At 74.3% G+C, this 14697-nt stretch carries 13 protein-coding genes; 3 read left to right on the forward strand and 10 right to left on the reverse strand.

The genetic code is table 11. The features are described from left to right. Positions 1–83: 83 nt before the first annotated feature. Complete coding sequence (locus OHN19_RS27910) at positions 84–950, forward strand: chaplin (protein WP_330266830.1); 867 nt, start codon at positions 84–86, stop codon at positions 948–950. Positions 951–1010: 60 nt separating this feature from the next. On the opposite strand, the gene OHN19_RS27915 is transcribed toward OHN19_RS27910, so the two are convergent. Beyond that, positions 1011–2348 (reverse strand): ATP-grasp domain-containing protein, encoded by a 1338-nt coding sequence (locus OHN19_RS27915; RefSeq protein ID WP_330266831.1) that lies wholly within the window; start codon positions 2346–2348, stop codon positions 1011–1013. Between the two features lie 174 nt (positions 2349–2522). On the opposite strand from OHN19_RS27915, the gene OHN19_RS27920 reads away from it, so the two are divergent. After that, positions 2523–3857 carry a glycoside hydrolase family 26 protein gene (locus OHN19_RS27920; RefSeq protein ID WP_330266832.1) on the forward strand — a complete coding sequence of 445 codons (1335 nt, stop codon included), beginning with the start codon at positions 2523–2525 and terminating at the stop codon, positions 3855–3857. Positions 3858–3885: 28 nt separating this feature from the next. On the opposite strand, the gene OHN19_RS27925 is transcribed toward OHN19_RS27920, so the two are convergent. From OHN19_RS27925 to OHN19_RS27965, 9 genes are all read right to left on the reverse strand, one after another. Continuing rightward, positions 3886–4986 carry a GNAT family N-acetyltransferase gene (locus tag OHN19_RS27925; RefSeq protein ID WP_330266833.1) on the reverse strand — a complete coding sequence of 367 codons (1101 nt, stop codon included), beginning with the start codon at positions 4984–4986 and terminating at the stop codon, positions 3886–3888. Further along, positions 4983–5645 carry a lipopolysaccharide biosynthesis protein gene (locus tag OHN19_RS27930; protein ID WP_330266834.1) on the reverse strand — a complete coding sequence of 221 codons (663 nt, stop codon included), beginning with the start codon at positions 5643–5645 and terminating at the stop codon, positions 4983–4985. The genes OHN19_RS27925 and OHN19_RS27930 overlap by 4 nt, the downstream gene beginning before the upstream one ends. Continuing rightward, positions 5642–6796, reverse strand: coding sequence for a glycosyltransferase (locus OHN19_RS27935; RefSeq protein WP_330266835.1), 1155 nt, complete (start codon positions 6794–6796; stop codon positions 5642–5644). Before OHN19_RS27935 ends, OHN19_RS27930 begins: the two co-directional genes overlap by 4 nt. Before the next feature lies 1 nt (position 6797). Then, entirely contained in the window at positions 6798–7514 is a 717-nt protein-coding gene (locus tag OHN19_RS27940; protein WP_330266836.1) for a polysaccharide deacetylase family protein, read from the reverse strand. After that, positions 7498–9243, reverse strand: a complete 1746-nt coding sequence (gene murJ, locus OHN19_RS27945; RefSeq protein ID WP_419249582.1) for a murein biosynthesis integral membrane protein MurJ — start codon at positions 9241–9243, stop codon at positions 7498–7500. The genes OHN19_RS27940 and murJ overlap by 17 nt, the downstream gene beginning before the upstream one ends. Before the next feature lie 434 nt (positions 9244–9677). Then, on the reverse strand, positions 9678–11054 hold the full coding sequence (locus OHN19_RS27950) for an O-antigen ligase family protein (protein WP_330266838.1): 1377 nt from the start codon (positions 11052–11054) through the stop codon (positions 9678–9680). Positions 11055–11060: 6 nt separating this feature from the next. Continuing rightward, positions 11061–12485, reverse strand: a complete 1425-nt coding sequence (locus OHN19_RS27955; protein WP_330266839.1) for an exopolysaccharide biosynthesis polyprenyl glycosylphosphotransferase — start codon at positions 12483–12485, stop codon at positions 11061–11063. Next, positions 12482–13657 carry a glycosyltransferase gene (locus tag OHN19_RS27960; protein WP_330266840.1) on the reverse strand — a complete coding sequence of 392 codons (1176 nt, stop codon included), beginning with the start codon at positions 13655–13657 and terminating at the stop codon, positions 12482–12484. The genes OHN19_RS27955 and OHN19_RS27960 overlap by 4 nt, the downstream gene beginning before the upstream one ends. Before the next feature lie 50 nt (positions 13658–13707). After that, positions 13708–14073 (reverse strand): hypothetical protein, encoded by a 366-nt coding sequence (locus OHN19_RS27965; protein WP_330266841.1) that lies wholly within the window; start codon positions 14071–14073, stop codon positions 13708–13710. A 255-nt stretch (positions 14074–14328) separates the two neighbouring features. On the opposite strand from OHN19_RS27965, the gene chpG reads away from it, so the two are divergent. Beyond that, positions 14329–14568 carry a chaplin ChpG gene (gene chpG, locus OHN19_RS27970; RefSeq protein WP_330266842.1) on the forward strand — a complete coding sequence of 80 codons (240 nt, stop codon included), beginning with the start codon at positions 14329–14331 and terminating at the stop codon, positions 14566–14568. Positions 14569–14697: the final 129 nt, after the last annotated feature.

Here is a 14697-nt window from a genome sequence, read left to right on the forward strand (position 1 = left end):
GGCTGTGCCATGGCCGGCCCCGGACGTCTTCCAGTCGTTCGGGGCCGGCTTTTCCCACTTCTTCGAGCAGGAAGACAACGAGATTGCGACAGACCCTGAGCAAGGGAATGGTCGCGGCCGCCGCCGCGACGAGCATTCTGTCCCTGTGCGGCAGTCCCGCGATCGCCGACTCACACGCGGGCGGGGCAGCCAAGGACTCGCCGGGCGTGCTGTCCGGCAACACCGCGCAGGCGCCGCTCGAGGTGCCGGTCAACGCCTGTGGTGACTCCGTGGACGTGATCGCCGCGCTCGACCCGGCGTTCGGCAACTCCTGCGCGAACGGCCCGGTCACGCACAAGGGCGCCTCCCACGGCTCCCACGGCCGGCACGGCCACGGCTCCCACGGCGGCTACGGGGACGACCACGGCTACGGCGACGACGACTGTGACACCGACGGCGGCTACGGCGGCTACGGCGAGGACTGCGGGGAGACCCCGCCCCCGACCAAGCCCCCGCACACACCCCCGACGAAGCCCCCGCACACCCCGCCGCACACACCCCCGCACACGCCTCCGCACACCCCGCCGACGACGCCGGGCACCCCGCCGACGACGACGCCTCCCCACACCCCGCCCCACACCCCACCGCACACCACCCCGCCGGGGACACCGACGACGCCGGGCACCCCGCCGACGACGACACCCCCGCACACTCCGCCGCACACCACTCCGCCGCACACGCCCCCGCACAGCACCCCACCGCACACGCCCCCGCACACCCCGCCGGGCACGCCCCCGACGACGACGCCTCCGCACACGCCCCCGACCACCACTCCGCCCAGCACCCCACCGCACCTGCCGCACACCGGCAGCAGCGGTGAGGCCATGCTGGCCGCCTCGGGGGTCAGCGCCGCGATGATCGTGGCCGGAGCCGTCCTGTACCGACGGGGCCGGGCCGCGTCCCGACGCTAGTCCCGCACCGGGTGCCGGGTCCCACCGACCCGGCACCCGCGCCCGCCACCGGGCCGTACCTCAGCGGCTGCCCGCCCTCTCGTCACCGGGCAGGTCGGAAAGCCCGGTGAGTTCCTCCGGCCCCGTCGGGTCGGTCAGCCGGGGCAGGTCGGTCAGGGACGCCACCGGCGCCGACCCCTGGCGGATCACCTGCGCGGCCGTCCGCTGCCGGCGCCGCACGCACAGCCGACGCACCCGTTCCAGCAGGCGCCGGGACACATGCCGGGCCCACAGCGCCCACATCATCCACCCGGGCCCCCGGTCGTCCGCCGCGTGCCACGCGAGCTCCCGCCGGGCCGGCGCCGGACGCAGCGCGGTCAGCGGCGCGTAGTTCTCCACCACGAACGCCCGCCCGGGCAGCGCCACCCCGTCCGGCAGCGGCCTGTGGGTCAGGTCCAGGTGCAGCGCGCGTACGACGTCCAGGCCCGCGCTGTCGGTGAAGAGCCGGAACTGCGCGCCCGGCCGCGGGTTGAAGTCGAGCAGGTGGAAGTCCCCGCCCGTGCCGCCGCGCCGGAAGTCGAGGTCCAGGATGCCGCGGTAGCCCAGCGCGCCGGTCAGCCGCTCGGCGAGCACCCGCACCCGCGGATCGGGCCGCCAGTGGCCCACCGCGGTCAGCCCCGCACCACGCGGCCAGGACCGCTCCTTGACGCCGGTGCCACCCGCGCGCAGCGCACCGCGGCGGTCGGCGTACCCGTGGAAGAACCAGTCCCCGTCCGGCCCCGGCGGCAGGAACTCCTGGAGCAGCAGCCGGCTGCCCGCCTCCTCGGACCGCAGGAACAGCTCGCGGGCCTCCCGCGGCGAGCGCACCACCACCGTGCTGCGCAGCCCGCCCTCCGTCGGCAGCAGCCAGGGCCGGCTCCACTTGGCGACCACCGGCAGCCCGAGCCGCCAGGCCATCGCGTCCGCCTGCGCCGCGCTCTCCGGGACCAGCGTCACCGGATGCGGCACGCCCACGGCCGCGCACACCTCGGCCAGTTCCGCCTTGTCCGCGAGCCGTTCGGCGAGCCGGCCGGGCTGCTGCGGCAGCAGATAGGAGGGGGCCAGCTCCTCGCCCAGCACGCCCACCGCGATGGCGCTCGCGTCGTCCATGGGGATCAGCACGGCCGGGTGCGGGATCCGGGCGGCCACCCGGCGCAGCACTGCGGCGATGTCACCCGGCGAGGCCCCCGGGGGCGGCGGGGGATGCAACTGCCGTACGAAGCGGGACGTGCGCACCGGGCTTCCCGCGCAGTCGGCGACCACGTGCACGTCCACGCCCGCCCTGCCGAGCGAGCGCACGGCACCCAGCGTGCCGTGGTGAAAGGGATTCCGGTCGGTCCGCACCAGCACGGCGGGGACTCGGGTGTCGAACTGCGACACGGGCCATTCCTTCGGGTCGGTTCACTCGTGCGGACCATCGCGGCACTCGAAAGCCGTAGGCACGGTGGCGGAATTCATATTGATATGACTGAGTGTCAGTTAGTCGTGCGATCAGGTCGTGACAGTCGGCCGAAAGACCGTCCGGAAAGCGCGAGAGTGGAGAAAGGAGCAGGAATGGACTCACAGCACAGACGGGCTCGTACCGGCCGACTGGCGTTCATCGCGGTGACTGTGGCCGCGTCGGCCGCCCTGGCGTCGGGCCCGGGTTTCGCCGTGGGGGCGGTCGGAGATCCTCCCGCTCCGGCGTCCGCGCTCACCCCGGTCCCCGAGGTCCCGCCGGCCCCCGCCGTGCCACCCGCTCCGGCGCTCACCCCGGATCCCGTCACGCCGGTCCCCGTCACCCCGGTGGAACCCGTGAAGCCGGTGGAACCCGTCATGCCCGAGGACGTCCCCGCCTTCGGCGCCTATCTCGACTACGGCCCCGACGGTGTCACCCGGATGACCGAGCTCAGCCGCTGGCTGGGCGACGCCGACCTGCGCGTCGGGCACACCTATCTGCCCGGTGACCGCTGGAGCAACATCGAGGGCAGGCCCACCTTCCTGGACAGCTGGGCCAAGTGGCGCACCGGGCGGGCCGACCGGATGTTCGTCCTCAACGTCCCGATGATGGAGCGCAACGAGGAACACCTCTCCGACTACCAGGTCCGCCACCTGCTGCGCCGGGGCGCGGCCGGCCAGTTCGACGAGCACTACCGCGTCCTCGCCCAGCGCCTGGTCGACCTGAAGGTGCCGGACACGGTCATCGTGCTCGGCTGGGAGATGAACGGCACCACGTACTCCCATCGCTGCGCTCCGGACCCGACGGCCTGGAAGACGTACTGGAACAGGATCGTCACCACCATGCGGTCGATCCCGGGCCAGAAGTTCAAGTTCGACTTCAATCCGACGCGCGGCCGGGACGCCATTCCGTGGACCCAGTGCTATCCGGGCGACGACACCGTCGACATCATCGGCATGGATTCCTACGACCAGCCGTCGGGAATCACCTTCGACGAGCAGATCAAGGAACCCTACGGCCTTCAGGCGCACGTCGATTTCGCGAAGGCCCACGGAAAGCCCATCTCGTATCCCGAATGGGGCCTTTTCCGCAACGGTGACAACGCCGAGTACATGAAGCGCATGCTCGCCTGGATGGACGAGCACAAGCCGCTGTACAACACGCTCACCGACTACTGCCCGCACGGCGTGTGGCAGTGCTCGGACAACCCCAAGTCGTCCGAGGTCTACCGGTCGGTGCTGTTCGGCCGTACTGGTGAGCCGACCACGGAACCGACCAAGCCCACCGACCCGACGACACCGCCCACCACCCCGCCCACCGAGCCCACGAAGCCGCCCACCACGCCGACGACCCCGCCGAACTGCTCGCCGCTGCAACTGGGCGACTGGGTGGAGTACTGGCTCGGCGGGAAGCTGTGCCTGCGCTTCGACTGGTACTCGCGCAACCGCTAGCCGCACCGGCCGGTGGCGGCAGGCCCCCTCAGGACCTGCCGCCACCGGCTCGCTCCCTCCACCTCTTCCAGCGCAGCAGCAGTTCCTTGCCCCGCCGCCGCGCGGCCACGTCGCAGACGACCGCGGTCAGCAGCGGGGCCGTGTGCGTCCGCGCCAGCAACAGCCGCTGGTTCACGACCGGTTCGGGCCGCCAGTGCTGCTTGTACGGCTCGTTGCCGCGCAGCAGGCTCAGCGTGCCCCGCGCGTGTTCAGTGCACGCGTCGAGCAGCATCACCGCCACGTCCGCCTTGCGTTCCCGCAGACAGGGATGGGCGCCGTACAGGTAGCCGCCCGCGAGCCGCCGCGACAGCAGGGTGAGATCCACGGCCACCACGTCGTCGTCCAGCCGGAACTCCGTGACCACCGCGTCCCCGGAGGCCACCATCGGCCCGACCGCGCGCACCAGGTGGTCGCGGAACCGCGGCCGCAGATGCTCCGAGGTCACCTTCCTGCCCTGCCACTGGAGTTGGTGCAGTTCGATCAGGCGGCGCAGCGCCTTGTCCACCTCGTCCGGCTCCACGACATGCCGCTCGACCCCGAGCGAGGTCAGCTTGCGCAGCTTGGCGCGCACCCGCTGCTGGGCCTTCGTGGACGGCAGCCGGGCCACCAGCTCGTCCATCGGTACGGCAGGCAGCTCCAGGCACACCGAGTCGCCGACCCGGCGCCGGGGGCCGCTCCAGTGGTCGTGGATCCGCTCGGCCGCGCCGCCCGGGCGCACCTCGCGGAAGTCGACCAGCGCGGTGCGGGCCGCCCGGGCGAGGCCCTCGGTGAGCGCGGCCACCGCCCCCTCGCCCCGCTCGTCGTCCAGCAGGACGTCCCCGTAGTCGGAGATCGCCCCGCCCAGCGGCACCAGGGACGGCACCGGGCGGCCCACCCGCATCAGCGGGGCGACGGCCACCAGCTCGCCCTCGTGCCGGACCAGGACCAGCCTGAGGCGGCCCGGCCTGCCGTACGAGAGCCACCAGGAGTGCAGCCAGGCATGGCTCTGGAACGGGGTCGCGGCCTCGCAGCGGCGGTACAACCCGTCCCACTCGGGGCCGAGTTCGGCGAAGGACCGCTCGTCGGTGACGAGACGGGTCGTGTACGTCACAGCTGTCCGTGGGCTTCGGCGGCCACGGCGGGGGCCGGCACCGACGCCGGGCGCCCCTCGTCCCGGCCGGACCCGCGCCGGGGCCGGGCCAGCAGGACCAGGCCGCCGAGCAGGCCGCCCGCGCTCGCGCCGACCAGACCGGTCACCGCGGGGGAGGCGGAGGACGGCTCGGTGGGCTTGGTGGCGCGGGCGAACTGCTGGAGCTCGACGTTGGTGGCGCTCTTGGTGTCGTTGGCGTGCCGGGTCAGCGCGCGGGAGACCGCGTTGGCCATGTCGGCGGCCAGGTCGGGGCGGGCGGAGGTGGCCGTGATGGAGACCATCGGGGCGTCCGGCGAAGTCGCCGTCCGGACACTGGCCTTGAGCGTCCTCACCGGCACCCCGGCCCACACCTGGGCGTCCCCGAGCACCGCCAGCTGCGTCGCGACCCGGCCGTAGGCCTGCGCGAAGCCGAGCGCGGACGCTGGGTCGGACTTCTCGGTCGGCACGGCGACGACGTAGGCCGTGGCGGTGTAGGCGGGCGGCTTCGCGAGGCCGTAGCCGCCGCCGAGCAGGCCGCCGACGAGGACGCCGGCCGCGATCAGGGACCACGGCGGGAGGGCCTTGAGGCGGGCCGGCGGGGAGGGGCGGCGGGCGGCGGCGGGAAGGTCGGTGGTGGTCATGAGGAACTTGCTCCCTGGGATGACGGGGACACGGAAGGAGCGGCCACGGCGGCCGCGTAGACGTCCATCAGCTGGGCGGCACTGCGGGTGATGCTGTAGTGGTGGGCGGCTTCGGGCGCGGTGCGCGGGCCGGTGTCGTGCGCCCGCGTGGACGCCACCGCACGGGCGAACGCCGTGGCGTCGCAGGCGACCTGGCGGGCCGCGCCGGTGGTCTCGGGCGGCAGGTCCTCGATCGCCGGGCAGGAGGCGTAGAGCACGGGCAGCCCGGCCGCCAGCGCCTCGACGGCCGCGAGCCCGAAGGCCTCCTCGGGGCAGGGGGAGACCAGCAGGTCCATCGCGGAGGTGAGGGAGGGCAGGTCGGGGCCCGGGGAGCCATCCGGGACGTAGGGCCGTTCGCCGGTGAACAGGACCCGGTCGGCGACGCCCGCCTCGTGCGCGGTGCGCCGCAGGTTGTGCTCCTCGGGACCGCCGCCGACCAGCACCAGCCGGCAGATCTCGGGGAGCTGGGCGAGGGCGCGGATCACGACGTCGAAGCGCTTGCCCGGGTGCAGCCGCCCGATGGCCCCGATGACGTACGCCGTCTCGGGCAGCCCCAGCCGCCGCCGGGTGCGCAGCCGGCGTGCCGGGTCGAAGCGGAAGCGGTCCAGGTCGATGCCGTTCGGCACGACCGCGATCCGGGGCGCGGGCACGCCCCAGCGCCGGAGCCGGGCGGCGACCGTGGGGGAGACGGCGACCGTGGACCGGCCGAGGCGCTCGCTGGCCAGGTAGAGACCGCGCACCCCCCTGGTGAGTCTGCGGCCCTCCATCTGCGAGTCGCCGAGGGAGTGTTCGGTGGCCACGATCGCCCGCACCCCCGCGAGCCGCGCCGCGAGCCGCCCGTAGACGCAGGCCCGGTAGAGGTGGGTGTGCACGAGGTCGTAGCCCCCGGACCGGATGTGCCGCACCAGCCGGGGCAGCGCCCCGAGGTCCCGGTTCCCGGCCATCCCGAGGTGGGTCACCCGCACGCCGTCGGCGACCAGCCCGTCCGCGACCGCGCCCGGGTTGGTCAGCGTGACGACCTCGCAGTCGACCGGCAGGTGCCGCAGCAGCAGCCGCAGTTGCTGCTCGGCACCGCCCACCCCGAGACCGGTGATGACATGGAGCGCCCGCACTTCAGATCCCCTCGACGGGACGGCGGCGCAGCCGGTGCAGCCGGTACTTGAGATACAGGCGTACGGCGGTGTCGTGCTGTCCGATGTGGACGCGGGGCAGCGCGAGGGGGCCGTTGATCCCGCCGGGGTCGATGGCGCAGGCGTAGGTGTATCCGGCGTCCCGGACGGTGTCCACGGCGCGCTGGTCGAGCGTGCCGTACGGGTAGCAGAACCCGCTGACGGGGGCGCCGGTCAGCTCCTCCAGCGTGGCCCGGCTCTCGACGACCTCGGACTTGAGCGTGATGTCGTCCGCCCGCGTCAGGTCCAGGTGGGTCATACCGTGCGAGCCGATCTCGACGCCCGCGTCGGCGGCCTCGCGGATGCCGTCGGCGGTGAGCAGGGGCTTGCGCGGGCCGAGCGGGTCCCAGGCGTTGTCGCCGCCGAGTCTGCCGGGCAGCACGAAGAGGGTGGCGCCGAAGCCGTGGCGCGTGAGGGCCGGCAGGGCGTGGTCGAGGAAGTCGGCGTATCCGTCGTCGAAGGTGAGCCCGACCAGGCCCTCGCGGCTGGGCGCGGCCAGGAGCGCGGACACGGAGACGCCCCGCAGACCGCGGCGGCGCAGCCAGGACAGCTGGTGGTCGAGGCGGTCGGGCGTGACGGTGACGCGGTAGGGGTCCTCGGAGCAGTCGCCCACCGAGTGGTACATCGCGATCCACGGAGTGGATTCAGTGGCTGCGGCCATGAGTGAGCCTTCGTGTGACGGAGCGGACGGACTGGAGTACCGGTGCGAGTCCCTGGGAGCCCAGGGCGTGGGCGAGCAGGCAGAACACGGTCAGCACGGTCGCGGCGCCGGCGGCCAGGCCGGTCAGGGGGTCCTCGAGGCGGCTCGCCGTGAAGGCGCCCGCCAGGGTCGCGACCGCCGCCGCCCGTACCGGCCTGCTCAGCTCGGCGAGCACCCGCCGGGTGCGGATGGGGACGCTGCGGCGGCGCATCCCGGCGAGCAGCAGCGCGGCCGTGACGGTGATGCCGGCGGCGTTGGCGGCGGCGATCCCGAGGACGCCCCAGGAGCCGACCGTCCCGGCGCCGACCCAGGAGGTCACCACGATCCCCGCGGTCATCGCGGAGACCGGGTACCAGGTGGGGCGGCCCGCCGAGAAGTAGGAGCGGACCAGGCAGCCGGTGAGGGTCTGGCCGAGCAGCCCGAGCGCGTACACCCGCATGACGTCCGCGGTGGCCGCCGTGTCCCGGCCGGTGAACGCGCCCCGCTGGAAGAGGAGTTCGATGATCTGCGGGGCACACGCGATCACGGTCGCGGCACCGAGCAGCACCACGCAGGCCGCGAGCGCCAGGTCCCGCTCCACCCGGCCGCGGGCCCGCTCCACGTCCCCGTCGGCGAGGGCGCGGGCGACCACCGGGAAGGTCACCGTGCACAGCATCAGCGAGAGCGTCATCGGGATCTGGGCGACCTTCTGCGCGTAGTTCAGGTGCGAGATGGCGCCGGCGGGGAGCGTGGAGGCGAGGAACCGTTCGATGAGGACCTGGGACTGCCGGCACAGCGCGAAGAGCAGCACGGTCGCGACGAGGGCGACGGCCACGGCCCGCTGCTCGCCGGCCTCGGCGGGCGTCGGCTGTTCGAGCTTCCGGCGCCGCAATTGCCGTACGAACGACGGAAGTTGGATCAGCGCCATCAATCCGCTGCCGACGGCGACCCCGATCGCCGCCGAGCGCACGCCCCAGTGCCCGCCGAGGGCGAACATCGCCGTGATGATGCCGGTGTTGTACGCCACGTAGATCGCCGCCGCGGCCACGAACCGGCGGTGGGCGCGCAGGGCCGCGCTGAAGTAACCGGTGAGCCCGAAGCCCAGCACGCACAGCGCGGTCAGCCGGGTGCACTCGACGGCCAGGGCGGGGTCGGGCAGGCCGGGGGCGAGGGCCTCGACCAGGTAGGGGGCGGTGCCGGCGATCAGCGCGGACACGGCGACGAAGGCGAGGCAGAGGCGGGGCAGGGTCGACGCGACCAGGGCGCGGACCGGGTCGCCGGGGACACCCTGCGCCCGCCGGGCCAGCGCCAGGCTGAACGCCGGGATCAGCGCGAACGCCAGCCCGTCCTCGATCAGCAGCGTGGACGCGAACTCCGGCACGGTCCAGGCGACCAGGAACGCGTCGGTCTCGCTCCCCGCCCCGAACAGCCGCGCCAGCGCCTGATCCCGGACCAGCCCGAGGAGCGCACCGGCGATGGAGAGCACGGCGGTGACGAGCGTGGCCTTGGCGAGGAACCGGCGTGAGACGGGGGCGAGTTCGCCTTCGGCGGGATGGGCGGCGGGATGGGCGGCGGGACGGTCGACGGAGGTTGCCGGGGGACGCGGGGGGCGGGCCGGGGAAGCGGTGGCGGCCGTGGTGGACAGGCGGGAGGTACCGGCTCCCTGGGTGGTGGCGTCGGCCGGCGTACGAGGAGCGGCGACCGGGTCCAGAGCGGTGGCGGGGGTCGAGCCGTGGGGGGCCGTCCACGCGGGTGGCCGGGCGCCGACCGAGGCGTGGGCCGTTCCGTAGGCCGAGGTCGTGCGGCCGTTCACGGGACCGTCCGGCGGGGCGCTCCCGCGAGCGGGGGCGGTGGTGGATGCGGGGGCGGGGTCCGTGGCGGTACGGCTGTTCGCGGGCGTGGGACCCGTCACTCCACGGCTGTTCGCGGGGGCGGGCTCCGTGGCGGTACGGCTGTTCGCGGGGGTGGGACCCGTCACTCCACGGCTGTTCGCGGGGGTGGGACCCGTCACCCCACGGCTGTTCGCGGGGGTGGGGTCCATGCCGGTACGGCTGCTCGCCGGCGCGGGGTCCGTGGCCGTACGGCTGGTCGCGGGCGTTCCCGGCGGGGCCTGCGGCTCCCGGGGTGTCCGCGGGCCCGTCACCCTCATCGCGCCGCGGCCTTCCCGGCCGGTTCAGGCACCGGGGCCGCTCGCCCGGCCGGGGCCGCCTCCGTGCCGTGCGAGGCCAGCGCCCACCACGCCACCAGCCCGAAGCACACCGCCGTCAGGACCGTCGAGGGCCCGCCGATGTCGGCGTACGCGAAGTCGGTCAACTGCCAGACCAGCAGCCCGCAGGCGACCAGCGCGCAGTCCAGGCCGCGACCCGCCCGGCGGACCCGCAGCAGCCGCCGCAGACCGCACACCAGCAGCGCCAGCCAGCCGCCCGCCAGGGCCAGCAGCCCGATCAGGCCCTGCTCGGCGAGGATCAGCAGGTACATGTTGTGCGGGGACAGCAGCGGCTGCCGTACGAACCCGGTGCCCGCCCCCTCCGTGTCGCTGCCCGCGGACAGCGCCAGCGAGGCATGGGCGTCCCGGTGCTCCGGGAAACCCTTCAACCCCACACCGGTCAGCGGGTGTTCGCGCCACATCCCGACGGCCGCCGCCCACATGGTGTACCGGTCCGTGACGGACTGGTCCGGCGCGTCGGTGACCTGCGTGATGCTGTCGACGCGCTCCTGGAGCATCGCCGAGCCGACCCCGAAGCCCCCGACGAGGATCACCCCGAGGGCGGCCACCACGGCCCCCACCTTCAGCGCCCGGCTGAGACCGGCCAGCAGCAGCTGGACGACGATCGTGACCACCGTCGCGATCCACGCGCCCCGGCTGAAGGAGAGGGCCAGCGGGACCAGCAGCGCCAGTGCGCAGACCGCGGCAAGGACCCGCTGCCGTACGGCCGTTCGCTCCGCGCCGAGCGCCAGCCCCACCGCGCACACCAACCCGAAGGACACGACGGTCGCCATGCCCATCACGTCCTGCGCCCCGAAGGTGCCGACCGCCCGGATCTCCTCGCCCTGGTAGGAGGCGCCGGTCCCGGTCAGGAACTGGTGCACCCCGATCGCCCCCTGCCACCCCGCGAGCCCCACGAACGCCCAGGCCAGCAGCCGGAAATCGGTCCGGCCGCGGACCAGCAGCAGCACGGCCGCCGGGACCAGCACGAAGATCTGGAGGTAGCGGCCCAGACCGCCCAGCCCGGCGCCGGGGGAGGAGGCCCCCGTCGCGGCCACGGCGAGCCCGATCACCGGCAGGCCAAGCAGCGCCACGGCCACACGCGACAGGGGGCGCCGGCGCTCCCGTACGAGACGCAGCGCGCAGTACAGCACCACCAGCGCGGACACGGCGTCGGCCGGCCCCGCGCCGCCCTCGCCACCGGGGCCGAGGGGCAGCGCGAGAAGGGCGATCACCGCCAACACCGGGAGAACCGGGGGCAGTTCGCGCAGGCGGCTCGGGAGCGGGGCGGCCCCGGTCTGGGTCACCTGGGTCATGGCCGCTCAGCTCCCCGTGGGGCGCACGAGCGAGGCCGCGGTGCGCAGCAGGATGCAGATGTCCTGCCACAGCGACCAGTTGTCGATGTAGGCGTTGTCGAAGCGGGCCCGGTCCTCGATGGAGGTGTCGCCGCGCAACCCGTTGACCTGGGCCAGCCCGGTGATACCGGTCCGCATCCGGTGACGGGCCGCGTAGCCGGGGTAGGTCTGGCTGAACTTCGCGACGAAGTAAGGCCGTTCGGGCCGCGGTCCGACCAGGCTCATGTCGCCCCACAGCACGTTCCACAGCTGGAGCAGCTCGTCCAGCGAGGTCTTGCGCAGGAAGCGGCAGAACCACGACATCCGGATCTCGTTCGCCACGCTCCACCGGGTCGCGGACTCGTGCTCGTCGACCGGGCGGTGGGTGCGGAACTTCAGCAGCGTGAACGGCTTGCCGTCCTTGCCGATCCGCTCCTGCCGGAACACCACCCCGGGCCCGTCGGTCAGCCTGAGCACCACCGCGCACACCAGCAGCAGCGGGCTGACCAGCAGCAGCAGGCTCCCGGACACGGCCACGTCCAGCAGCCGCTTGCCGGCGCTGCCGCGCCGCCGACCGCCCATGTCCAGGCGACGGCACGGGAATCCGGCGAGCTGGTGGCGGGTCTCGTACGACGGCGAGTCCGCGTCCACCTCCCACACCGAGCAGCCCGACTCCGCGAGCGCCCGCAGCAGCGGCCCCTGCTCGGACCGTACGGAGGGATGCACGGTGAGGACGTCCCGGACGCCGTTCTGGATGAGGGCGCGCTGGACCTCCTCGCCGGTCGTCAGCACCGGGAGGCCGTCGCCGCCGTCGGTCTGGTCGGCCACGATGCCCACCGGCCGTACCCCGCACCGCGGATGGCGCTGCACGGCGGCGGCCACCCGCTGGGCGGTGCCCGCCGGGCCGACCACGAGGGCGGCGCGCGGCCGGGCGAGGCGGGCGGTGCGGCGCCGCCAGTGCACGGCGCCGCGGCCCGCGCAGGCCACCGCCGACTGGATCAGGAAGCCGGCGGTGAGCGTGCCGGCGCCGAGCGCGAGGTGCGGGTCGTAGGCGGCGACCAGCGCCGCGACCGCGAGCCACGCCACCGCGATCCGGCCGCACACGGTGGGCAGTTCGTCGAGGATGCCCGGCACGGCCCGGGGCAGCTGCGGGCGCAGCAGTATCGACGCGGCGACCAGGACCGCCGCGAGCAGCGGGTGGCGCAGCGCCTCGGCCATCGCCGTGGCGCCGATCAGCGCGGCGACGGCGTCGGCCGCGAGCAGCGGCACCGGCGAGGCGGGCCGGGCCGGGGGCCGCCGCAGCGGGAACCGGAAACCGGTGGTGGTGCCGCGCGGCGGCATGAGCGAGACAGGCGAGAATCGCAGATTCCGTGGCTGTCCGCCGGGCGAGGGGACGGTACTTTCCGCGGTCACGAGTGGATGGACTCCCTGTATTCGGTGGGCGCGAGGCGCCCTGCGAACTCGCCGCCGAGGAGCTCGCGGTACACGTCCGCCACCGCCCCGGCCGTGTGCCGTACGTCGTGGGTGGCCAGGACGTGCTGACGCCCCTGGTGGCCGAGCGACTCGCGCAGGAGCGGGTCGAGCAGCAGATCGGTGACGGAGCGCGCGAGGGCGGCCGGACTGTCCGGCGGTACCAGGCAGCGGGGCGCGAGACCCGGCGGCAGGCTCTCCCGGGCGCCGTCGACGTCCGTGATCACCACCGGCCGCCCGCACGCCATCGCCTCCAGCGGGGCGAGCGCCATGCCCTCCCAGCGCGAGGGCAGCACCACCAGGTCGGCGGCCTGGTACCAGGGCACGATGTCGTGGACGGCGCCCGCGAACACCACCGACTCCGGCGACCTGCTGCGCAGGGCCTCGGCGTCCGGACCGTCACCCACCAGCACCAGCCGGGCGCCGGGCACGCGCGCGAGGATGGACTCCCAGGCCCGCAGCAGCACGTCCTGCCCCTTCTGCCGGCACAGCCGCCCCACGCACATCACGAGCGGGGCCGCCGGATCGACCTCGGGCAGCAGCGTCGCGCGTACGGTGCCGACGGCCGCGGGGTGGAACCGCCGGGGCTCGATGCCGTTGGGGATCACGCTCCAGCGGGCGGCGATCCCGGCGCGCACGCCGGTCGCACGCTCCGCCGCGCTGACACACACCACCCGGTGCGCCCAGCGCGCCCCCTCCCGCTCCCACCGCAGCGCGAGCGCCGAGGTGAGCCCGCCGACCGCCTCGAACGACCAGGCGTGCGGCTGGAACACGGTCGGGATCCGGCCCCGCACCGCGAGCCGGCCCGCGAGCCCGGCCTTCGCGCTGTGCGCGTGCACCAGGTCGGGCCGCACCGCGCCGATGACACGGGCCAGCCCCCGTACCTCCCGGGGGAGCGCACGCCCGGGCGAGCGGGTCGCGTGCCAGTGGTGCACGTCGGCGCCGACGGCCCGGAGCGCGCCGGCGAGCGGGCCGTCCGGGCAGGCGACCGTGACGTGCAGGCCCGCCGCGAGCTGGGCCCGCGCCAGGTCCGTCACCACCCGGGCGACCCCGCCGTCCACGGGCTGGGTGAGGTGCAGGACCCGTGGCCGAGGGTCGGTGGCTGACTGCTGCATGCGCGGTTTCCTCGCTCACGGGTGGTGCTCAAGAGGGGCGGGAACGCGCCTCACTTACGGGCGTCGACGACGGCGGAGAGCACACCGGCCCACGCCCCGTCGCGCTGGGCAACGAGCCGGAAGGCCAGCTGGTCACCACCGGAGGCGAGCCCCGTGCCGAGATCGAACACATCGGAGTCGTGGCCGAGGGTGTTCGAATGGGCGGGCTCGCAGCCTCCCGCCGCTGGTCCGGGCTCACCGATGGTCGAATTCGGTACGTCCGTACGGGGGTTGGCGGTGTCCGGGCGGGCGCCACCCACCCGGCGGTCCGTCGAAAGGGTGAGCGAGTCACCCGTGCGGCCCCGGCCGCCGACGGCGAGGAGGGGCGGGGAGGCCGCCAGGGGGCGGCGCGGCGACGGACCCGGGGATGTGCGCATGACCGGCGTGGCCCTTCCGGAACGTACGGACCCTACGAGTGCGATGGGATGCCTATAGGGGTGCTTCGGGAGGTCCGCAACACTAGCCGCTATGCGTATTAATCAGGCTAAAGGGGGCAAGTGTGTCGACATGGTGAAGCCGGGGCTCTCCTGAGATCACCCCATTGGGGGCACAACCCCCGAGCCCGCCACGCGTTGACACAGCGCCGGGCATCCCCGCCCGGATGTTTGTGTCAACCCAAGGAGCAGCTCTCCATGTCGCGTATTGCGAAGGGCCTGGCCCTGACCACCGTTGCGGCCGCCGCCGTCGCGGGTAGCGCCGGCCTCGCCGCCGCCGACAGTGGCGCCCAGGCCGCCGCCGCCCACTCCCCGGGCGTGCTGTCGGGCAACGTCGTCCAGGTTCCGGTCCACGTCCCGGTCAACGTCTGCGGCAACACCGTCAACGTGATCGGCCTGCTGAACCCCGCGTTCGGCAACGAGTGCGTCAACGACTGACGTCGACGTCATTCCCTTTGCCGGCCGGGCTCCCGTGACTCCATCACGGGAGCCCGGCCGGTTCTCTGTGTGCCGGTGGCGCCTCCCGACTCGGTCCCCCGTACGGGCGATCGGGTGTTCGAGCGGTCA

Origin of the sequence: Streptomyces griseorubiginosus (assembly GCF_036345115.1) — a bacterium.
In the GTDB taxonomy this organism is placed as follows: Bacteria; Actinomycetota; Actinomycetes; order Streptomycetales; family Streptomycetaceae; genus Streptomyces; species Streptomyces griseorubiginosus_C.

Bases quoted from the DNA above. Each gene is read 5' to 3' on its own strand.
- OHN19_RS27920 (WP_330266832.1), top strand. From the start codon at position 2,523: ATGGACTCACAGCACAGACGGGCTCGTACCGGCCGACTGGCGTTCATC.
- OHN19_RS27965 (WP_330266841.1), bottom strand. From the start codon at position 14,073: ATGCGCACATCCCCGGGTCCGTCGCCGCGCCGCCCCCTGGCGGCCTCC.
- OHN19_RS27930 (WP_330266834.1), bottom strand. From the start codon at position 5,645: ATGACCACCACCGACCTTCCCGCCGCCGCCCGCCGCCCCTCCCCGCCG.
- OHN19_RS27940 (WP_330266836.1), bottom strand. From the start codon at position 7,514: ATGGCCGCAGCCACTGAATCCACTCCGTGGATCGCGATGTACCACTCG.
- OHN19_RS27950 (WP_330266838.1), bottom strand. From the start codon at position 11,054: ATGACCCAGGTGACCCAGACCGGGGCCGCCCCGCTCCCGAGCCGCCTG.
- chpG (WP_330266842.1), top strand. From the start codon at position 14,329: ATGTCGCGTATTGCGAAGGGCCTGGCCCTGACCACCGTTGCGGCCGCC.
- OHN19_RS27960 (WP_330266840.1), bottom strand. From the start codon at position 13,657: ATGCAGCAGTCAGCCACCGACCCTCGGCCACGGGTCCTGCACCTCACC.